This is a genomic window from Mycobacterium sp. FW102-FHT13B02 (assembly GCF_058790275.1).
The window spans coordinates 58014-78685 of record NZ_JBYTCM010000015.1 but is presented as its reverse complement, the minus strand read 5'-3'; the positions used below and the strand labels follow the sequence as shown (position 1 = coordinate 78685).

Below are 20672 nucleotides of genomic sequence, written 5' to 3'. Positions count from 1 at the left end.
GAGTAGGATGCGCTGATGTCGCTGGAGACGGGCGCAACCTTCGCCGGGTACACCGTGCGCCGGTTGCTGGGCTCAGGGGGAATGGGCGATGTGTACCTCGTCCAGCACCCCCGGCTGCCCCGCCTCGACGCCATGAAGGTGCTGCGGGAAACCGCCTCCGCCAACGACGAATTCCGTATCCGGTTCGAGCGCGAAGCGAACATCGCCGCTGGTCTGTGGCATCCGCACATCGTCGGCCTGCACGACCGCGGTGAGTTCGAGGGCCGGCTGTGGATCAGCATGGACTACGTCGACGGCACTGACGCCGCGCAGCTGGTCAAGTACGAGTACCCGAACGGGCTGCCGCTGGAACTGGTGGTCGACATCGTCAAAGCCATGAGCTCGGCCCTCGACTACGCGCACCAGCGTGGGTTGCTGCACCGCGACATCAAGCCGGCCAACATCCTGCTCAGCAACATCGACAGCGATGAGCGGCGAATCCTGCTGAGCGACTTCGGCATCGCCCGCCAGATCGGTGAGGTCACGGGGCTGACGTCGGCGAACCTGGCGATCGGCACCGTCTCCTACTCGGCTCCCGAGCAGCTGATGGGCGCCGATATCGACGGCCGCGCCGACCAGTACGCGCTGGCCGCGACCGCCTACCGGTTGCTCACCGGGCAGACGCCGTACCAGGACACCAATCAGATCGCGGTGATCAGTCAGCACCTCAGCGCCACGCCGCCCAAGGTCAGCGACCTGAAGCCGTGGCTCGAGCCGCTGAACGACGTGCTGATCAAGGCCATGGGCAAGTCGCCCGATGACCGCTTCGATTCCTGCACCAAGTTCGCGCGGGCCTTCGAGCGGCAGGCCGAACTGGTCACCGAGTCGCCGACGCTGAACCTGCGCACTGCCGAACTGCGGCTGCCGACGGTCACTTCGGTGCCCGAGTCGCCCGCCGCCGAGACACCGTCCGCTCCCGAGGTGACGCCGCCGCCGGTCGCGCAAGAGGTGACGCCGCCGCCGGTGGCGCAAGAGGTGACGCCGCCGCCGGTCGCGCAAGAGGTGACGCCGCCGCCGGTGGCGCCACCAGACGAGCCGGTCACGCCCCCTCCGCCGGTCGTCCCGGTTGTCGGGCCCGAACTCGAGCCAGAACCGGTTGTCCAGCCGCCGGTGGCGCAGGAGCCCGTCGCGCCGTCCCCGGCTCCCGCGCCGTCCGCGCCGTCCGAGCCGCCGCAACCGACGCCCGAGCGGGTGTCGGAGCCGACACCGGTTCCGGAATCGGTTCGTCCCGGGCCGATGCGGCCGCCCACCCCGCCGCCACCCGGTCCCGTCGGTCCGCCGCCGGAGGCGAAACCCTTTCGGCCGGAACCTGATTCGTCACCGTCGGCGCCGCCGTACCGGCAGCCGTTGGTCACGCCTCCGCCGCCGCGGCGGCCCGTCCGCCCGACTCACGAGACGGTATCTCCGACAGTGGTGCTGCCGGTCATCCCGGCCGATCCTGCGGCGCATGCCACGTCCGGCATGGGACGTCCGGGCGGTCCACCGCCGTCGTACTCGCAACTCGCGGCCGAGATCGGCAAGACACCGCCGGGCCGCGGCCAGTCGGGCAGTAAGGCGAAGATCTGGGCGATCAGTGGCGCCGTCGCAGTCGTCGTTGTCGTGCTGGTCGCTGTCATCGCCTTGAATTCCGGCGACGACAACAACCCGTCGTCGGGAGCTTCCAGCAGCCAGAGCTCCGGAGCGGACAAGCCGTCGTCGTCGCACAAGCCGGCACCGCCGGTACTGGTCGGCACGCCCGGTAACTACCAGACCATCGCGACCTACCTGAAGAGCAACAACATTCAGGAGTCACTGGTCCACCGCAACGACCCCGGCGCACCTGGGGTGACGCTGCCGATGCCCCCGGGCTGGGTCGACGCCGGACCGCAGACGCCGGCTTTCGCCTACGAGTCGATCGTCTACAACGGCCCGAGCGGCGGCAATTACCGGCCCAGCGCCACAGCATTGATCTCGCGGCTCGGCCCGAACGCCGATGCGCAGAAGATTCTGGACTTCGCGCCGGGCGAGCTGAACAACCTGCCGGGCTTCACCCCCACCGACACCGGCACCCCCGGCACGGTCGACGGCCACAAGTCGTTCCAGATCGCCGGTTCCTGGAACTCCAACGGGGTCACCAAGCTCATCACCCAGAACACCGTCGTCATCCAGGACGGGACTGGGCTGTACGTGATGCAGATCAACATCGACGGCGTCGCCGACCAGGCCGAGATCATCAAGCAGATCACCGAGGCCATCGACCGCGACACGAAGATCGCCGCCGGCTGAGCCGGCTAGTGGGTCGGGCCGCCTCGGTGAACAAGAGAGCGGGCTGAACCGGCTGATTCTGCCGCGGGCTCTGGTTCTGCCAGAATGTGCGCCATGCGCGTATATCTCGGAGCCGACCACGCCGGATACGAACTCAAGCAGGCCCTGCTGGACCACCTCACCGCGGCCGGCCACCAGGCCGTCGACTGCGGTGCCTTCGCCTACGACGCGGAGGACGACTACCCGGCGTTCTGCATCGACGCCGCCAAGCGCACCGTCGAGGACCCGGGCAGCCTGGGCATCGTCATCGGCGGCTCGGGTAACGGCGAGCAGATCGCGGCCAACAAGGTGCCGGGTGTGCGCTGTGCGCTGGCCTGGAGCGTCGAGACGGCGCAGCTGGCGCGCGAGCACAACAACGCGCAGGTGATGGGTATCGGTGGCCGCATGCACAGCACCGAGGAAGCCTTCGCCATCGTCGACGCCTTCCTGGCTGCCGAGTGGTCGCAGGCCGAGCGGCACCAGCGCCGCATCGACATCCTGGCCGAGTACGAGAAGACGCACATCGCGCCGGCAGTCCCGGGCGCTCAAGCCTGATCTCGAAGGCCTGATCCGTGCCGGAGGGGCATACCCTGCACCGGTTGGCCCGCCTGCACCAGCAGCGTTTCGGGCGGGCGCCGGTGACGGTCAGCAGTCCGCAGGGTCGGTTCGCCGATGCCGCCGCCGCGGTCGACGGCCGGGTGCTGCGTAAGGCCGACGCCTGGGGCAAGCATCTGTTCCACCACTACGACGGTGCTGCGGTGGTGCACATCCACCTCGGCCTGTACGGCACGTTCACCGAGCAGCCGCTGCCGATGACCGCACCCGTCGGTCAGGTGCGGATGCGCATGCTCGGGGCCGAATTCGGGACCGATCTGCGAGGCCCGACGGTTTGTGAGCTGATCGACGAATCCGGTGTCGACGACGTCGTGGCCCGGCTCGGTGCCGATCCGCTGCGCCGCGACGCCGACCCAGGACTGGCTTGGGCACGAATCAGCAAGTCGCGCAGGTCAATCGGATCGATGCTGATGGATCAGACGGTGATCGCCGGTGTCGGCAACGTATACCGGAGCGAGCTGCTGTACCGGCACCGGATCGATCCGCACCGGCCGGGTGTGCAGTTGGCCGAGGCCGAATTCGCGGATCTGTGGACCGATCTGGTCGCGCTGATGAAGGTCGGGGTCCGTCGCGGCAAGATCGTCGTGGTGCGTCCAGAAGACGACCACGGCGCGCCGTCCTACGCCCCGGACCGGCCGCGCACCTATGTGTACCGACGCGCGGGGGAGGCGTGCCGCGTGTGCGGCGCCACCATTCGCACCGAGGTGATGGAGGGGCGAAACCTGTTCTGGTGCCCCGAGTGTCAGGTGTGACGGCCGCGGCTCGGTGACGGGCTAGTTGCCGCCTCCGCAGCCACCACCGCCACAGCTGCTGCCGCCACAGCTGCTGCCGCCACTACAGCTGCTGCCGCCACCGCAATTGTTCCCGCCGCCGCAGTTGCTGTTCCCGGAATCCCCATTGCTGTTGCTGCCGGCGTCCCAGCCGTTGTTGCCCGAGTCGGTGAACTGGCTCTGGTCCAGGCCCTGCTGATAGCCCTGGTCGAATCCCGAGCCGTATCCTGACTCGAAACCCTGTGCGCCGTAATTGACTCCGTGCATGCCGTCGAACAACGCGTCGAACAGCAGCACCGAGCCGACGCCCCACGCACCGGCGACCAACGCCGGCTTCCACCACGGCTCGGAGTACCAGCCCGCGGGCACCGGGCGACCGGCCACCCGACCGCCGGGGTAGTAGTTCGGTGTCGCGGCCGTCGGGCCCGGGGAGGCCTGAATCTGCCTCCCGTCGAACTCGATTCGGCGATCTTCGGTGACCTCGCCCGCCCCGCGCTGGCCGGCCAGGGCCTGCAGCGGCGGACCCGGATCGATGCCCATGGCGGTACGTGCGGCCCGCACGTAGTACAGCCCTTCGACCGCGCTCTGCTTGGCGAATGCCGCTTGCTCGGCGGTGGTGGCCTGCTCGATCTGCGACGCGGCGGCGTTGTAGCGCTCGGACGCGTCGGCCAGGGCCTGGCGCGAGGCGTCGTCCGTGCCGGTTAAGTTGAACACCTGGCCGCCGAGCATCTCGATGACGCGCCGGGCATCGGCTTTCGCGTTGGCGAGGGCGGCGGCCTTGTTGGCCTTGCCCTGCCTGCTGAACAGAAACAACCCGATGGCCGCGATGACGATCAGGATGAGCACGAACTCCATGCAGGCAGCTTACCGATGACCACCGTCAACTAGATATGGACATAACTGTCCATATCTAGTACCGTGGCCGTCATGAACCTGACATTCCACGTTTTCGACACCGAACGCGGTGTGCTGTCGACCGCACCGGGAATCGTCACCAGCTACCCGGGTGGCGACACCGCGGTCCGTGAGCTGGAACCGCTCGGTGCGGGATTCTGCCCCGTCGCATGGAACCGTTGCGGTGCCATCGATTACGCCGCAGTCGGGCAGTGGGCGGCATTTCACCGGAACCAATCGCCCGCCGCGGCCGACCCGGTACTGGTGGCGCCGTACCTCCCGTCGGCCCGTGGTGATCATGACGCGACCGACGATGCGCGCGTCGCCGCCCGGCTCACCGCCGCCACCGGCGTCGCGCAGATCGTGACGGTCGACCCGCACTCGCCGGTCTGGGTCGACGAGGCCCGGCGTGGGGGACTGGCCGTCAGCGTCATCGAGGCCGTGGACCTCGTCGGGTGCGGCGGCGCCGACCAGCCGGGCTGGGTGGGCGTCGTCGCACCCGACAAGGGAGCCCGTGACCGTGCCGGGCGCGTGGCATCCCGGCTCGGCGTGCCGCTGTATATCGCTGGAAAGCAACGGAATCCGGCCAACGGCAAGCTGTCGGGATTCGTCGCTCCGGGCGGGCTGCCGGACGCCGGCCGGCTGCTCGTGATCGACGATATCTGCGACGGCGGCGGCACCTTCGCCGGTTTGGCCGATGCCATCTGCGGGAGCAAGCCCCAACTGGCGCTGCACCTGTGGGTCAGCCACGGCTGCTTCACCGGACGCTGGCGGGACAACCTCGCCGGCTACGCCTCGGTCACCAGTACCGACTCGCGCGCCACCCCCGACGGCGTACACGTCCAACCGCTGGAACCGTTCATCGTCCGCACCCTGGCCACTCTGATCTGACAAGGACTTACCCCATGACCATCGAAGCAACCACCACGTACCGACCGGAAACCGTTGCGGCCCTGGATGTCCTGATGGATACCGATGCCTACAAGCTGGACCACCGCCGCCAGTACCCGGCGGGCACGGAATACGTCTACTCCAACCTGACGGCCCGGAGCAGCCGCATCCCGGGGGTGTCCTGGACCGCGTTCTTCGGTCTGCAGGCCTACCTGCGGGATTTGGACCAGAAGTGGGGCGTCTTCTTCGCCGCTGACGTCGACGAGGTGTGCCGCGCCTATGTGGACCGCGTCACCCAGGTGCTGGGGCCCAATGATGTTGGTGCCGAACACATCCGGCAACTGCACGCCTACGGGCGGTTGCCGCTGCGGGTGCGGGCGTTGCCGGAGGGCAGCATCGTCCCGGTCGGCATCCCGTACCTGACCGTCGAGAACACCGCACCCGAGTTCTTCTGGCTGACCAACTACATCGAGACCGAGATGTCGGCCGCGCTGTGGCAGCCCATCACATCGGCCACCACCGCCTGGCGCAACCGGACGCTGCTGGACGCCCGCGCGCAGGACAGCGGCGCCGACCCGGCCGCGGTGGACTGGCAGGGGCACGACTTCTCCTTCCGCGGCATGGCCGGCAGCGCGGCCGCCGCTGCGTCAGGGGCCGGGCACTTGGTGGCGTTCACCGGCACCGACTGCCTGCCCGCGCTGGGCTGGGTCGAGCGGAACTACCCGGGCTCACCGGCGGGCACGGTGATCGGCGGCAGCGTGCCGGCGACCGAACACAGCGTCATGTGCGCCGGCACCCAGGACGACGAGGTCGCGACGTTCGCCCGGCTGCTGGACCTGTATCCCACCGGGATCGTGTCGATCGTCAGCGATACCTGGGACCTGTGGCACGTGTGCACCGCCATCCTGCCGACACTGAAGGACACGGTTACCGCACGCGACGGCAAAGTGGTGATCCGCCCGGACAGCGGTGACCCCGAACGCATCCTGTGCGGCGACCCGGACGCCCCGGCCGGGAGCCCCGCGAACAAAGGCGTGGTGAACCTGCTGTGGGAGGTCTTCGGCGGCACCGTGAACGCTGCCGGCTATCGAGAGCTGGACCCGCACATCGGCGTCATCTACGGCGACTCGATCACCCACGACCGGGCCGACGCGATCACCGCCAATCTGATGACACAGGGCTTCGTGTCCACCACGCCGGTACTGGGATTCGGTTCCTACACATACCAATACGTCACGCGTGACACGTTCTCGATCGCGATGAAGGCGACCTGGGTGCAGGTGGAGGGCCGTGGCCGCGACATCGCCAAGGCGCCCGTCACCGACCCGGGCAAGCGCAGCGCGCGGGGACGGTTGGCCGTCGTCCGCGACGAGCGCGGCCAGTTGACCCTGGTGCAGGGCGCGGCCGGCACCGTCGAGGCCACGGACGCCATGCGGACGGTGTTCGACGACGGCGTCATCGTCAACCCCGTGTCCTTCGCCGAGGTGCGCGCTACCGTGCGACGTGATTGGGCGGCATACGCCGCCGGCGAGGAGGACGCCAATAATGGCTGAGTCGCTGGCCACCTGGCTGAGCGTCGACGTCTTCGCGGTGAGCCCCGGCGCTGACCCCGGACTCATCCTGGCGCGCAGGCAACGCGCGCCGCACCAAGGGGACTGGGCGTTGCCGGGCGTCGTGCTCGACGCCGCCAACGGCGAGACCGTTGCGGCGGCGGCACACCGGGCGCTGCGCGACCGGGCCGGCGCCGAACCCGTCGAAGGACCGCCGACCGTGGCACTCGTGGTGTCCGACCCGAAGCGCGACGAGCGCGGTCACACCGTGTCGCTGGTGAATGTGATGCGGGCCGAACCCGGCGACGCCACCCTGGTGGTCCGCGCCGGAGAACCCGTGCCGGAGTTGCCATTCGGGCACAACGCGATGGTCAGGGAGACCGCCGCGACCGTGTCGCAACGGCTGTTGTCGGACCCCGCGACGGTCGCGGCGATGTTCGGCGCCGGGTGCACGGCCATCGAGGTCTGTGCGCTGACCGACCTGCTGTTCCAGCTCTCGGAACGCACGGGGGCCGAACCCATCCCGCTGGCCGCGATGCGCCGACGGCTGGAACGGTCGCCTCTCTTCATCGCGGACGGCAGTCGGCCCGCGCATACCAGGCCGGTGACGGTGTTCCAGGTGGCGACTCGGTAGCCGCCGCAGTGTCGATACCGGCAAATCGCGCATAAGCGATGTGACGCGGCATTGCGCCTGCGTTACGTTCCCGTGAAGATGCCTGTGAGCTGGGTAAATGCTGTCAGCTCGAATCGCGACCTGCGGGTTTACGAGATACGCTCCCGGCACCTTGCTGGGAGGAGAACAACTGATGGCAAACGCAGAGACCGAACTGATGGCAGAACCGGAAACCGAGACGGCACCGACGCGATGGTTCCAGTCCGACGGTGGCAAGGTACTGATCATCGGGACCGGTTCTGTCGTCATCGTGTTGATCCTGCTGGCAATTGGAGCCCTTGCCGGGTTCGAAATCCCGCCACCCGCACCGGATCAACCGGCCGCCCCGACCAGCACCGCCACTTCGGCGCCTGCCGCCACGTCGCCGGCCCCGGCAACGGTCGCGCCGGCTCCCGTCACCGCACCGGCGCCGACCGTCACCGTGAGCCCGCAGCCCGCGCCCCCCACCGGCCCGTCGACGATGACCACTCAGGCTCCGACGACCTATACGCCGCCGCCCACCAAGCAGTACACGCCGCTGGCCGGCCAGGCGGGCACGACGCCGACCGCGACCGCGAGTTCGACGGCCGCTGCCCCCGCCAATCCGCCGCAAATGAACGTCGTTCGCACGACGAACGGCGTAGCCCGCCCGATTCCGGGCAACAGCTAGGCGACCGGGACGGCCCGCGTGCGCACGTGAGGCCCCACAGTCGTTATTGTCGGTGCGGTGTCACAGCAATTTCCCAGCTCCACCGTGTCCCCGTCGTGGCAGAAGCGTTTTGATTTCTTCAACGCCTACGGCCTGCCGAACTCGACGCCGGAGTCCAGGGCGGCCTACCGGGCGCTGTCCTTCATGGACCGGCTGAAGCTCACCTCGAACATCCTGGCTTTCCTGTTCGGCCCCATCTACTTCTTCGTCAAGGGCATGTGGCGCAAGGGCCTGACGCTGCTCGGAATCTTCTTCGCGGTCGAGGTGGTGCTCGTCTTGCTCGATGTGCCGGACAGCCTCGTTCGTGGCATCGGGTTCGGGCTGGCTGCGATCGCGATGACGACGGCGAACTACGCGTACTACCTGCACGTGGTTCGGGGGAGCCAGTCCTGGAACCTGTTCGAGGGGCACGGCAGGCAGCGCTAGCTGCCGTCGAGTTGCATCCGCTTGAGGTGCCGGGGGCTGAGCGCGGTCAGCCGGACGTCGCCGCCGTAGATCGCCAGGACCCGCGGGTCCATCACCCGACGCCACAGCATCGGCACAAGGGTGAGGACAAGCATCGCGGTGTAGTTGCTGGGCAGCTGCGGCGCATCCTCGGTGTGCCGGATGCCCTGGTATCGATGCGACGGGTCGGTGTGATGGTCCGAATGCCGCTGCAGGTGCAGCAGGAAGACGTTCATGATCACCGTGTTGCTGTTCCAGCTGTGCTCGGCACGGAGGCGCTCGTAGCGGCCCGACGGCAGCTTCTGCCGGCGCAGGCCGTAGTGCGACAGGTAGTTCATTCCCTCCAGCAAGAAGATGCCGATGAGTGCCTGGCCGAACAGCCACGGCACGACCACCGGACGGAACCACAGCGCCAGGCCGGCGAACAGGATCGCACTCAACAGCCAGGCGTTGAGGACGTCATTGCGCAGGCTCCAGCGTGAATGTCCTTGGCGGCGAAGGCGTTTGGTTTCCAGGCGCCAGGCCGAGCGGGTACTGCCGACCACCGACCGGACGACGAAGGCATACACGTTCTCGCCGAAGCGGGCGCTGGCCGGATCCTCAGGCGTCGCGACGCGGACATGGTGCCCGCGGTTGTGCTCGACGTAGAACTGCCCGTACCAACTCTGCGCGAGAGCCAGCTTGCTGAGCCACCGTTCGGCGCGTTCACGCCGGTGCCCCAGTTCATGGGCTGCGTTGTTGGCGATGCCACCGGACAGCCCCACCGCGACCATCAATGCGATCTTGTCGCTGAACGTCAGCGTGACCCAGCCGCCGCCGGCCCACACCCAGCAGCCGAATACCAGCGCGAGGTACTGCGTGGGCAGGAACATGTGCGTGGCGAAGCGGTAGAACTTGTCCTGCTGCAACTGGGCCAGGATGCGGTCGGGTGCGCGATCGGGCTTCTCACGCCCGAACAGATGGTCGGCGGTCGGCCCGGCGACCAGAATCAGCACGAGAGCGGTCCACCAGAAGATGTGCAGACCCGTCGACCACACCAGCAGCCAGGACAGCGTCACTGCGCCAGGGGCGGACGGGACCAGTAACCATAGGTATCGCTTGGGGTCGCGCCACGTGCTCTCAGCAACCCCGGAATCCACGTCGAACGACTGCCGTTTTCGGCGGTCGAATCGAGTGAGCGACGTGGTCATCGTGCTTTTATACAGCCATCGGCATTAGCTATCGACTCGGATGGCAAAAATATTTGCCATCGTGTCTTGATTAACGTTGCCGAGGGCCTTTAGCTGCGACTACATGCGGGGGTCTAAAAGCGTTCGGCATTGCGGCAATTTGCACAACATTGCCAGGAAATTCACAGAATCGAGTAAGTGAACGCCGCTCTCGGCGCAATCAATTCGCCGCGCGGTCGATATTTCTTCGGAGTCATCCAGGCAAAGCTGTTCGGCGACAGAAATGTCGTTCCGCGGGGCTGGCTGGGCGCGGGGTCGTGGACTGCCGGTGCGGCGGTTTCGGCGCGACGCGATTTCGGACTGTGCACACCATGGAAAACGAGGCCGAAAACAAAAGGACCGGCCTGGTCAGGCCGGTCCTGTGGAGCGGGCGACGGGAATCGAACCCGCGTAGCTAGTTTGGAAGACTAGGGCTCTACCATTGAGCTACGCCCGCGTGCACTGCTGCGATCACAGTACCGGCAGACAGTACCGGGACGGCGGCCGCCAATCCAATTGATGGTGTCGTGTGTCTAGGACGTAGTATCTCGACCGCGGTAATGCGACCGCGACGAGGCACGGGGTGTAGCGCAGCTTGGTAGCGCATCCGCTTTGGGAGCGGAAGGCCGCAGGTTCAAATCCTGTCACCCCGACCACCAACTGATGGCAAGTACAAAACACAAGGAGTAACGCTGTGAAGAGCACCGTGGAGCAGTTGAGCCCCACCCGGGTTCGCATCAACGTGGAGGTGCCCTTCACCGAGCTTCAACCCGAGTTCGACCAGGCCTACAAGGAGCTGGCCAAGCAGGTCCGCCTGCCCGGCTTCCGTCCCGGCAAGGCGCCGGCCAAGCTGCTCGAGGCCCGCGTCGGCCGCGGCGCGGTGCTGGAGCAGGTCGTCAACAGCGCCATTCCGACCAAGTACGGCGAGGCTGTCACCACGCAGGACGTCAAGCCGCTGGGTCAGCCGGAAATCGACATCACCAAGCTCGAGGACAACGACGAGCTCGTCTTCACCGCTGAGGTCGACGTGCGTCCGGAGATCACCCTCCCGGACCTGAAGGCCATCAAGATCACCGTCGACCCCATCGCCATCAACGACGACGAGGTCGACGCCGAGCTGCAGAACCTGCGCGCCCGCTTCGGCACTCTGACCGGTGTCGAGCGCGCCGCCGCCGACGGCGACTTCGTCTCGATCGACCTGTCGGCCACCGTCGACGGCGAGGACGTGCCGGAGGCCAAGACCGAGGGTCTGTCGCACCAGATCGGTTCCGGTCAGCTGATCGAGGGCCTCGACGAGGCCATCATCGGCCTGAAGGCCGGCGAGTCCAAGGAGTTCCCGACCACCCTGGCCGCCGGTGAGCACGCCGGCAAGGAGGCCCAGGTCTCCGTCACCGTCAAGTCGGTCAAGGAGCGCGAGCTGCCGGAGCCGGACGACGACTTCGCCCAGCTGGCCAGCGAGTTCGATACCATCGCCGAGCTCAAGGAGAGCCTGGTCACCCAGGTTCGCCGGGTGAAGCAGATCGGTCAGGCCGAGCAGATTCGCGACAAGGCCGTCGAGACCCTGTTGGAGCAGATCGAGGTGCCGCTGCCCGAGGCCATCGTGCAGGCGACTGTCGACGAAACCGTCCACAACGCCGTCCACGGACTGGACCACGACGAGGCCAAGTTTGAGGAGCAGCTCAAGGAGCAGGGCAGCAGCCGCGAAGAGTTCGACGCCGACGCGCGGACCAACGCGGAGAAGGCCGTCAAGACCCAGCTGCTGATGGATGCCATCGCCGACGAGCTTGACGTCAAGGTCGGCCAGGGTGACCTCATGGAGCGCATCGCGCTGATGGCCCGCCAGTACGGCATCGAGCCGCAGCAGCTGATCCAGATCCTGCAGCAGAACAACCAGCTGCCGTCCATGTTCGCCGACATCCGCCGCGGCATGACCATCGCCGCCGTGGTCAATGGGGCGACCGTCACCGATACCGACGGCAACGCGGTCGACACCGCGGAGTTCTTCGGCCCCGCCGGCGGCGACGCTGAGGCTGCCGATGAGGCCGAGGCCGAGGCTCCGGCCGCCGACGAGGCTCCGGCCGAGGAAGCCGAGGGCGAGAAGCCCGCCAAGGCCAAGAAGGCCAAGGCAGAGGCCAAGGCCGACGACGAGAAGCCGGCCAAGGAGAAGAAGGCCAAGAAGGCCGCCAAGGAATCGAAGGACGAGGACTGAGTCCCCAAGTCTGATCGTGGTACGGGTGCCGCAGGTGTCTTCAGTGATGCCTGCGGCACCGTCCGCTCTACGGCGACTGTGACGCTGTGAGCGAACTAGACCGCGTCGGGGACTCGCGGCCGTCGGCCGTTGGTTAGTGTCGTGTGAACGAACTCGAGAAAGCAGGTATCCAGTCGTGACTGACATGCGTTCAAGCGCACCGGGGCTCAACCTCACGGACTCGGTCTATGAGCGTTTGCTTGCCGAGCGCATCATCTTCCTGGGCTCGCAGGTCGACGACGACATCGCCAACCGGCTGTGCGCCCAGATCCTGCTGCTGACGGCCGAAGACCCGTCCAAAGACATCCACATGTACATCAACTCGCCCGGTGGCTCGATCAGCGCCGGCATGGCGATCTTCGACACCATGGAGTTGTCGGAGTGCGACATCGCCACCTACGCGATGGGCATGGCGGCGTCGATGGGCGAGTTCCTGCTGGCCGCCGGCACCAAGGGCAAGCGCCATGCGCTGCCGCACGCCCGCGTCCTGATGCACCAGCCGCTCGGTGGCGTCACCGGTAGCGCGGCGGACATCGCCATTCAGGCCGAGCAGTTCCACGTCATCAAGAAGGAGATGTTCCGGCTCAACGCCCAATTCACGGGCAAGAGCATCGAGCAGATCGAGGCCGACTCGGACCGCGACCGCTGGTTCACCGCGCAGGAAGCGCTGGAATACGGCTTCGTCGACCACATCATCACCCGCGCAAACCTCAACGGCGGTAAGGGAGCCTCGAAGTGATCTCCAAGCACCTGAACCCGGCGCTCGCCCCGCAGGCGCGCTACATCCTGCCGCAGTTCACCGAGCGGACGCACACCGGCGAGCGCATCGTCGACCCCTACGCCAAGCTGTTCGACGAGCGCATCATCTTCCTGGGCGCCCAGGTGGACGACGTGTCGGCCAACGACGTGATGGCTCAGCTGCTGGTGCTCGAGTCGCAGGACCCCGATCGCGACATCACCATGTACATCAACTCGCCGGGTGGCTCGTTCACCTCGCTGATGGCGATCTACGACACCATGCAGTATGTGCGGGCCGACATCCAGACGGTGTGCCTCGGTCAGGCCGCGTCGGCTGCCGCGGTGCTGCTGGCCGCCGGTTCGCCGGGCAAGCGCCTGGCGCTGCCGAACGCCCGTGTGCTGATCCACCAGCCGTCGCTCGGTGGCGTCATCCAGGGTCAGTTCTCCGACCTGGAGATCCAGGCCGCCGAGATCGAGCGCATGCGCACCCTCATGGAGGAGACGCTCGCACGTCACACCGGCCGGACTGCCGAGCAGGTCCGCAAGGACACCGACCGCGACAAGATCCTCACCGCGGCCGAAGCCAAGGAGTACGGGATCATCGACACGGTCCTCGAGTACCGGAAGCTCTCGGCCCAGAAGGCCTGAGTCTCCGACGCCCAGCGGCCGCCAGCCTGTTCAGGTTGGCGGCCGCTGGCGTTTGTGCAGCCCCACTGCGGTGTGGCGCTGCGAAACGCTGAAGGCGTTCGCGGAACTGGCAATAGCCCGCATGGGCCGATAGCGCCGGATACCCTCGGCCCATGCGGCCGACCGGAATCGATTTCGGTGTGCTCGGCACGCTGCGGATGGCCGTCGATGACCATGACGTGCCGCTGGGCGCACCCAAGCAGCGAGCTGTCTTCGCGATGCTGTTGCTGGGTCGCGGCCGCCCGGTGTCCGTGGACGCGTTGATCGGCGCGGTGTGGGAGCAGTCGCCTGCCGCGGCTGCCCGCACCGCATTGCACTCCTACGTCTCCAATCTCCGAAAGATCCTGGCGGAGTGCGGAATGCCGCGGGAGACGCTGGCCGCCGCACCGCCCGGCTATCGACTCGATGTGCCGGAGGAGGTAACGGACCTCGGGCGCTTCGAGAAGGAAAAGGTCGCCGGTGTGCGGGCGGCCGCCGAGCGGCAGTTCACAACGGCAGCGGTGCGCCTCTCGGCCGCCCTGGCCGAATGGCGTGGCCCGGTCCTCGGTGATCTGGCCGACTTCGCCTTCGTTGACGCGGTCGCCGCCGCACTGGTCGACGACCGGATTGCGGTGGAGACGGCCCGCGCTGAGGCTGAAATCGCTTGTGGTCACGCCGCTCTGGTGATCGGACCGCTGGAATCGCTGGTCGCTGAACATCCCTACCGCGAACCGCTGTGGGTACAGTTGATCACCGCCTACTACAGCTGCCAGAGACAGGCGGACGCGCTCGACGCGTTCCAGCGCGTGAAGTCGATCCTGGCCGACGACCTCGGTATCGATCCCGGCCAGGCGATAAGCGCTCTGCACCAACGGATTCTGCGTCAGGAACCGCTCGACGTGCAGGGGACAGCGCAGGCGACGGCGGTGCACACCATCGGCCGGCTCAGGCCGAGCACCACCCGATCGACCTCATCGAAGGCCGGGCTGCGCGATACGACCGGGCGGTGGTTTGCCCTGCGCGCGATGGCCACCCGCATCGGGCGCCTGGCCGACAACGACATCGTGCTCGACGCGGCGGACGTCAGCCGCCACCACGCCGTCATCGTCGATGCGGGTACCGGCCCTGTCATGGTGGATCTGCGTTCCGCCAACGGCGTGTACGTGCAGGGCACCCGAATCGAGGCCAATACCAATCTGTTCGATGGCGATCGCATCCGCATCGGCTCCCATGAGTTCACCGTCGAACTCGGGTAGGGCTATCCCAAGGATCCGCCAAGCGCGTCGGCGAACCATCGGTGCATGAAGATTTCGGTCCTTGTCGCGGCCGCCGCAGTGACGTTCCTGAGCCTGGCGCCGACTGCGTCCGCGCAGCGGTCGTGTGCTGCCTTGGGCGGGACGGCGGACGCCACCGGCATCTGCCGGATCCACGAGATCGGGGCCGGGTATGAACGGACGGCGGCCTTCCCGGTCGACTACCCCGATCAACAGGCTGTCGCGGACTATTTGGCCGTGGATCGTGACGGGTTCGTCGGCTGGGTGGACAAGTTCGGCCGCGGCCGGGGGTACGAGGAGACCGTGACGCCGACGGTGTACCGCTCGGCGCGGACCCAGACCCTGGTACTCAAGATCGTGGACCCGACGGGCTTCGCCCATGAAGGACACCCCGACATCCGGTTCCGGACGTTCACCTATGGCGCGGACGGGCCCATCACCATCGACACGTTGTTCGGCCCGGGTGCTGATCCGGTGGCGATCCTGACGCCGGTGGTGCAACGCACGCTGAAGGGGTTCGATGCGGCACTCATCGAACCGGACCGCACCTCGTACCGGAACTTCGCGCTCACCGACGAGACCGTCACGTTCTTCTTCGGCGAGAGTCACCTCGTCGGCAACGGTGGCCCGCTCACGGTGGCGGTGCCGGTGGGGGACCTGGGTGGTCGGCTGCTGGGTTAGGCGCGACGGTCCTGCGCTTGCGCCGGCCGCGAAACTTGTCGGCGGCTTCGATGTGCACACGGTAGGGTTGCAGACAGGTGAACAGCCCTGATCACAGGCCTGCCGAGCGGGCGCCAACCGGCGCCCGGAAGACACGCCAGAATCACGGTCAGCGCGCCGACGGGTGGCAAGCCACCGATCGGGCTATGTTCTCCTGCACACGGATAAATACCACTAGAGCGATTCGCCCCTTTCGGTCGCATCGCAACGGAGCGAACGGGTAGCGTCGGGATCACACCCGAAATAACCCATTATCTGGTGTAACGACTGACGGCGACCGGAGAAAGTAGGGCCTCACCCCATGGCGCGCATCGGAGACGGCGGTGACCTGCTGAAGTGCTCGTTCTGTGGAAAGAGCCAGAAGCAGGTCAAGAAGCTAATAGCTGGACCTGGCGTCTACATCTGCGACGAGTGCATCGACCTCTGCAACGAGATCATCGAGGAGGAGCTGGCCGACGCTGACGACGTCAAGCTCGACGAGCTGCCCAAGCCTCAGGAGATTCGGGATTTCCTCGAGGGCTACGTCATCGGCCAGGACAACGCCAAGAAGACGCTGGCGGTCGCTGTCTACAACCACTACAAGCGCATCCAGGCGCAGGAGAAGTCGCGCGACTCCCGGTCCGAACCGGTCGAGCTCGCCAAGTCCAACATCCTGATGCTCGGGCCCACCGGTTGCGGCAAGACCTACCTGGCGCAGACCCTGGCCAAGATGCTCAACGTGCCGTTCGCCATCGCCGATGCGACCGCGCTGACCGAGGCCGGCTACGTCGGCGAGGACGTCGAGAACATCCTGCTGAAGCTGATCCAGGCCGCCGACTACGACGTCAAGCGCGCCGAGACCGGCATCATCTACATCGACGAGGTCGACAAGATCGCCCGCAAGAGCGAGAACCCGTCGATCACCCGCGACGTGTCCGGTGAGGGCGTGCAGCAGGCGCTGCTGAAGATCCTCGAGGGCACGCAGGCGTCGGTGCCGCCGCAGGGCGGGCGCAAGCACCCGCACCAGGAGTTCATCCAGATCGACACCACCAACGTGCTGTTCATCGTTGCCGGTGCGTTCGCCGGGCTGGAGAAGATCGTGTCCGACCGTGTCGGCAAGCGCGGTCTGGGCTTCGGCGCCGAGGTGCACTCCAAGGCCGAGATCGACACCCAGGACCACTTCGCCGAGGTGCTGCCCGAGGACCTGATCAAGTTCGGTTTGATCCCCGAGTTCATCGGTCGTCTCCCGGTCGTGGCGTCGGTGACCAACCTGGACAAGGAATCGCTGGTGTCGATCCTGTCCACGCCGAAGAACGCACTCGTCAAGCAGTACGTGCGGCTGTTCGAGATGGACGGGGTGGAGCTGGAGTTCACCGAGGAGGCCCTCGACGCCATCGCCGACCAGGCCATCCACCGGGGCACCGGTGCCCGTGGCCTGCGCGCCATCATGGAAGAGGTGCTGCAGCCGGTGATGTTCGACATCCCGAGCCGCGACGACGTCGCCAAGGTGGTCGTCACCAAGGAGACCGTCCAGGACAACGTGCTGCCGACCATCGTGCCGCGTAAGGCAGCGCGGTCCGAGCGTCGCGACAAGAGCGCTTAGTTTTGCCAGTAGAAAAGCCCCCGCCACGGCGGGGGCTTTTCCTATTGGTACCGGTCGGGCGGCCTACTTGAGCACGCGATCCGGGCGGGTATAGACGTTCATCGACTCGTCGCGCAGGAACGCCACGAGCGTGAGCCCCGCCTGGCTGGCCAAATCGACCGCCAATGAGGACGGCGCTGACACCGCTGCAAGCACGGGAATGCCGGCCATGACGGCTTTCTGCGTCAGTTCGAACGACGCCCGGCCGCTGACCAGCAGGACGGTACCGGTCAGTGGAATGCGGCCCTGTTCGAGCGCCCACCCGATCACCTTGTCCACCGCGTTGTGCCGGCCGATGTCCTCGCGGGCGACGAACATCTCCCCCTCGGCGCTGAAGAGCGCGGCGGCGTGCAAGCCACCGGTGCTGTTGAACACCTTCTGCGCTTGGCGCAGCCGCTGTGGCATCGCCGAGAGCACGTCGGAGGTGACGCTGGTCGGGTCGTCTCCGGGGGAGTAGTGGCTTACGGTCCGGACCGCGTCGATGGACGCCTTGCCGCACACGCCGCACGACGAGGTGGTGTAGAAGTTGCGCGTCACGTCGACCGACGGCGGCGGGACGTGCGGTGCCAACGTCACGTCGAGCACGTTGTAGGTGTTGGCGCCGTCTTCCGGCGGGCTGGAGCGAAGCGACTCGGGATTGGGATAAGTGGCGCCCCGGCAGTATGCGACGCGGGCGATGTCGTCACGGCGCGCGATCACGCCCTCGGTGAGCAGAAACCCTTGGGCCAGTTCCACATCCGAACCCGGCGTCCGCATCGTCACGGTGAGCGGGGAGCCGTTGACCCGGATTTCCAGGGGTTCCTCGACTGCCAGGGTTTCCGGACGGGACACCGCGCCGCCCGCGGTGACGTGTTCGGCCCGGCGCCGTGCGGTTACGCGTCCCATGGCTGGTCAGATCCCCCGCTCGCTGCGCTCGACCCCCGGGGCAAGCTTGATCACCACTGCCTTGGATACCGGGGTATTGGACTTTCGGGCGGTGTGGTCCAGTGGGATCAACGGATTGGTCTCCGGGTAGTAGGCCGCGGCATTACCGACAGGCGTCGAATAGGGCACCACCAGAAAGTCTTTCGCGCGGCGCTCTTGGCCGTCGAATTCGGACACCAGGTCGACACGGCTGCCGTCTTGCAGACCCAACGCAGCGATGTCGGCCGGGTTGACGAACACCACCCGCCGGCCGCCCTTGACGCCGCGGTAGCGGTCGTCCAGGCCGTAGATGGTGGTGTTGTACTGGTCGTGGCTGCGCAGCGTCTGGAGCACCAGCCGGCCTTCGGGTACCGGCACCCATTCGACAGGTTCGGCCGAGAAGTTGGCTTTGCCTGTGTGCGTGGGGAATTCGCGAGAATCCCGGGGTGGGTGCGGCAGTTGGAAGCCGTCAGGTTGGCGGACTCGGGTGTTGTAGTCGGTACATCCGGGGACGACGTCGGCGATGGCGTCACGGATGCCGTCGTAGTCGGCGTTGAAGGATTCCCAGGGCACGGGGTGGTCGGGGCCCAGCAGCGTGCGGCCCAGTTGGCAGACGATGGCGACCTCGCTGCGCACGCAGTCGCTGGGCGGGGTCAGCCCGCCGCGTGACAGGTGCACCATCGACATCGAATCCTCCACCGACACCAGCTGCTTGCCGCCGGCCTGGAAATCCTTGTCGGTGCGGCCGAGCGTTGGCAGGATCAGCGCGGTGCGGCCGTGCACCAGATGACTTCGGTTGAGTTTCGTCGAAATCTGCACCGTCAGCGCGCAATTGCGCATCGCCGCGGCGGTCACGTCGGTGTCGGGGGTGGCGGAGACGAAGTTGCCGCCCATCCCGACGAACACTTTGGCGTGTCCGTCGCGCATGGCGCGGATCGCGTCCACGGTGTCATGGCCGTGCTTGCGCGGGGATGTGATCCCGAAGCGGGCGTCGAGGGCGGCCAGGAACTCTTCGGGCATCTTCTCCCAGATGCCCATGGTCCGGTCGCCCTGGACGTTGGAGTGTCCGCGCACGGGACACACTCCCGCTCCGGGTTTTCCGATCATGCCGCGCATGAGCAGGAGGTTGGTGGCCTCGCCGATGGTGGCCACCGCGTGGGTGTGCTGGGTCAGGCCCATGGCCCAGCAGATGATGGTGCGCTCGGACCGGATCAGCGCGTCGGCGACCCGGTGCAGCTGTTCACGGCTGATCCCGCTGGCCTCGGTGACGGTGTCCAGGTCGATTGTGCGGGTGCGGGTTTCGTATTCCTCGAAGCCGGCGCAGTGTGCCGCGATGAAGTCGCCGTCGATTATGCGCCCGGACGGTGCAGCATCCTGGGCTTCCAGCAGCAGCCGGCCCAGCCCGGCGAACAAGGCCATGTCGCCACCGATGCGGATCTGCACGAACTCGTCGGCGATGGGCACCCCGTGGCCGACGACGCCGTGCACTTTCTGTGGATCCTTGAATCGCATCAGCCCGGCCTCGGGGAGCGGGTTGATGGCGATGATCCTGGCGCCGCCCGCTTTGGCCTTCTCCAGCACCGACAGCATGCGGGGATGGTTGGTGCCCGGGTTCTGTCCGGCGATGACGATGCAGTCGGCGTGGATGACGTCATCGACGGTGACCGAACCCTTGCCGATGCCGATCGATTCGACGAGGGCGGTGCCTGACGACTCGTGGCACATATTCGAGCAGTCCGGCAGGTTGTTGGTGCCGTAACTGCGCGCGAGCAATTGGTACAGGAATGCGGCCTCGTTGCTGGTGCGGCCGGAGGTGTAGAACAACGCCTCGTCGGGGCTGCTGAGGGCCGTCAATTCCCAGGCGATCAACGCGTAGGCGTCGTCCCAGTCGATCGGGCGGTAGTGGGTGTCCCCGGGTGCCAGCACCATGGGGTGGGTGAGCCGGCCTTGCTGGGACAACCAGTACTCGGGCCGGTCGGCGAGGTCGGCCACCGAATGCCGGGCGAAGAATTCCGGGGTGACGCGGCGCAGCGTGGCTTCCTCGGCCACGGCCTTGGCGCCGTTTTCGCAGAACTCGGCGAGCTTGCGGCCGCCGTGTTCCTCCGGCCAGGCGCAGCCCGGGCAGTCGAACCCGTGCCGCTGGTTGATCCTGCTGAGCGTCTCCGCGGTGCGCAGCGGCCCCATCTGCCGAAGTCCGCGCTGCATGCTGACCATCACGGCCGTTACGCCGGCGGCTTCGTGTTCGGCGTTGGTGACCTTTACGGCGTGTTCGTCGTAGGTGGCGTCAACATCGTGGCCGTCTCTGACCCTGGTCATCTTGCCAATCTAATCCCCGTAATCGGTGATCCCGGGGTGGAAGCGGGGCGGGAGCCATCGGCATTTCAGATGCCGTGATAGGCGGCGCCTATCGCCGGTGCTACGGCGCCCGCCACCCCGGGTATCGCCGG

Annotated in this window: 18 protein-coding genes and 2 tRNA genes; 15 read left to right on the top strand and 5 right to left on the bottom strand. The window is 67.0% G+C overall.

Features of this window, described 5'->3' with window-relative positions; genetic code table 11:
• Nucleotides 1-15 precede the first annotated feature (15 nt).
• The 3 genes from AC3WTE_RS22535 (at nt 16) to AC3WTE_RS22525 (ending at nt 3689) form a co-directional block, all read left to right on the top strand.
• On the top strand, nt 16-2304 hold the full coding sequence (locus AC3WTE_RS22535; RefSeq protein ID WP_492441060.1) for an LpqN/LpqT family lipoprotein: 2289 nt from the start codon (nt 16-18) through the stop codon (nt 2302-2304).
• Nucleotides 2305-2397: 93 nt separating this feature from the next.
• Complete coding sequence (locus AC3WTE_RS22530) at nt 2398-2877, top strand: ribose-5-phosphate isomerase (RefSeq protein ID WP_459369041.1); 480 nt, start codon at nt 2398-2400, stop codon at nt 2875-2877.
• A gap of 17 nt (nt 2878-2894) precedes the next feature.
• Nucleotides 2895-3689 carry an Fpg/Nei family DNA glycosylase gene (locus AC3WTE_RS22525; protein ID WP_492441058.1) on the top strand — a complete coding sequence of 265 codons (795 nt, stop codon included), beginning with the start codon at nt 2895-2897 and terminating at the stop codon, nt 3687-3689.
• A 21-nt stretch (nt 3690-3710) separates the two neighbouring features.
• On the opposite strand, the gene AC3WTE_RS22520 is transcribed toward AC3WTE_RS22525, so the two are convergent.
• Nucleotides 3711-4562, bottom strand: a complete 852-nt coding sequence (locus AC3WTE_RS22520) for a DUF1542 domain-containing protein (protein ID WP_492441057.1) — start codon at nt 4560-4562, stop codon at nt 3711-3713.
• Nucleotides 4563-4634: 72 nt separating this feature from the next.
• Between AC3WTE_RS22520 and AC3WTE_RS22515 the strand changes: the two genes are divergently transcribed.
• The 5 genes from AC3WTE_RS22515 to AC3WTE_RS22495 all read left to right on the top strand — a co-directional run bounded on the left by AC3WTE_RS22515 (nt 4635) and on the right by AC3WTE_RS22495 (nt 8829).
• Entirely contained in the window at nt 4635-5492 is an 858-nt protein-coding gene (locus AC3WTE_RS22515; RefSeq protein ID WP_492441055.1) for a phosphoribosyltransferase family protein, read from the top strand.
• Between the two features lie 14 nt (nt 5493-5506).
• Entirely contained in the window at nt 5507-7045 is a 1539-nt protein-coding gene (locus tag AC3WTE_RS22510) for a nicotinate phosphoribosyltransferase (protein ID WP_492441053.1), read from the top strand.
• Nucleotides 7038-7676, top strand: coding sequence for an NUDIX hydrolase (locus AC3WTE_RS22505; RefSeq protein WP_459369046.1), 639 nt, complete (start codon nt 7038-7040; stop codon nt 7674-7676). The genes AC3WTE_RS22510 and AC3WTE_RS22505 overlap by 8 nt, the downstream gene beginning before the upstream one ends.
• Nucleotides 7677-7848: 172 nt before the next feature.
• A complete protein-coding gene (locus tag AC3WTE_RS22500) occupies nt 7849-8364 on the top strand; it encodes a hypothetical protein (protein ID WP_492441051.1) in 516 nt (171 codons plus the stop codon).
• 57 nt (nt 8365-8421) lie between these two features.
• The gene (locus tag AC3WTE_RS22495) at nt 8422-8829 is read left to right on the top strand and encodes a DUF2628 domain-containing protein (RefSeq protein WP_492441049.1); all 408 of its coding nucleotides are present in this window, start codon (nt 8422-8424) and stop codon (nt 8827-8829) included.
• On the opposite strand, the gene AC3WTE_RS22490 is transcribed toward AC3WTE_RS22495, so the two are convergent.
• Nucleotides 8826-10037: an alkane 1-monooxygenase gene (locus AC3WTE_RS22490; protein ID WP_492441048.1), complete on the bottom strand. Its 1212-nt coding sequence runs from the start codon at nt 10035-10037 to the stop codon at nt 8826-8828. The genes AC3WTE_RS22495 and AC3WTE_RS22490 overlap by 4 nt on opposite strands.
• A 401-nt stretch (nt 10038-10438) precedes the next feature.
• Nucleotides 10439-10512: transfer RNA gene (locus AC3WTE_RS22485), tRNA-Gly, on the bottom strand.
• A gap of 122 nt (nt 10513-10634) precedes the next feature.
• Here AC3WTE_RS22485 and AC3WTE_RS22480 point away from each other — a divergent pair.
• The 7 genes from AC3WTE_RS22480 to clpX all read left to right on the top strand — a co-directional run bounded on the left by AC3WTE_RS22480 (nt 10635) and on the right by clpX (nt 17283).
• A tRNA-Pro gene (locus tag AC3WTE_RS22480) sits at nt 10635-10711 on the top strand.
• A 38-nt stretch (nt 10712-10749) separates the two neighbouring features.
• On the top strand, nt 10750-12264 hold the full coding sequence (tig, locus tag AC3WTE_RS22475) for a trigger factor (RefSeq protein ID WP_492441046.1): 1515 nt from the start codon (nt 10750-10752) through the stop codon (nt 12262-12264).
• A gap of 184 nt (nt 12265-12448) precedes the next feature.
• Nucleotides 12449-13042 carry an ATP-dependent Clp protease proteolytic subunit gene (locus tag AC3WTE_RS22470; RefSeq protein ID WP_020102210.1) on the top strand — a complete coding sequence of 198 codons (594 nt, stop codon included), beginning with the start codon at nt 12449-12451 and terminating at the stop codon, nt 13040-13042.
• Between the two features lie 11 nt (nt 13043-13053).
• Complete coding sequence (locus tag AC3WTE_RS22465; RefSeq protein WP_492441173.1) at nt 13054-13689, top strand: ATP-dependent Clp protease proteolytic subunit; 636 nt, start codon at nt 13054-13056, stop codon at nt 13687-13689.
• Nucleotides 13690-13841: 152 nt separating this feature from the next.
• Complete coding sequence (locus AC3WTE_RS22460; RefSeq protein WP_492441044.1) at nt 13842-14963, top strand: BTAD domain-containing putative transcriptional regulator; 1122 nt, start codon at nt 13842-13844, stop codon at nt 14961-14963.
• 45 nt (nt 14964-15008) lie between these two features.
• Nucleotides 15009-15662, top strand: coding sequence for an RsiV family protein (locus AC3WTE_RS22455; protein ID WP_492441042.1), 654 nt, complete (start codon nt 15009-15011; stop codon nt 15660-15662).
• A 340-nt stretch (nt 15663-16002) separates the two neighbouring features.
• Complete coding sequence (gene clpX, locus AC3WTE_RS22450; protein ID WP_459369057.1) at nt 16003-17283, top strand: ATP-dependent Clp protease ATP-binding subunit ClpX; 1281 nt, start codon at nt 16003-16005, stop codon at nt 17281-17283.
• A gap of 63 nt (nt 17284-17346) precedes the next feature.
• Here clpX and fdhD read toward each other — a convergent pair whose 3' ends face one another.
• Complete coding sequence (gene fdhD, locus AC3WTE_RS22445; RefSeq protein ID WP_492441040.1) at nt 17347-18207, bottom strand: formate dehydrogenase accessory sulfurtransferase FdhD; 861 nt, start codon at nt 18205-18207, stop codon at nt 17347-17349.
• 6 nt (nt 18208-18213) lie between these two features.
• The gene (locus tag AC3WTE_RS22440) at nt 18214-20541 is read right to left on the bottom strand and encodes an FdhF/YdeP family oxidoreductase (RefSeq protein ID WP_492441038.1); all 2328 of its coding nucleotides are present in this window, start codon (nt 20539-20541) and stop codon (nt 18214-18216) included.
• Between the last annotated feature and the right edge of the window lie 131 nt (nt 20542-20672).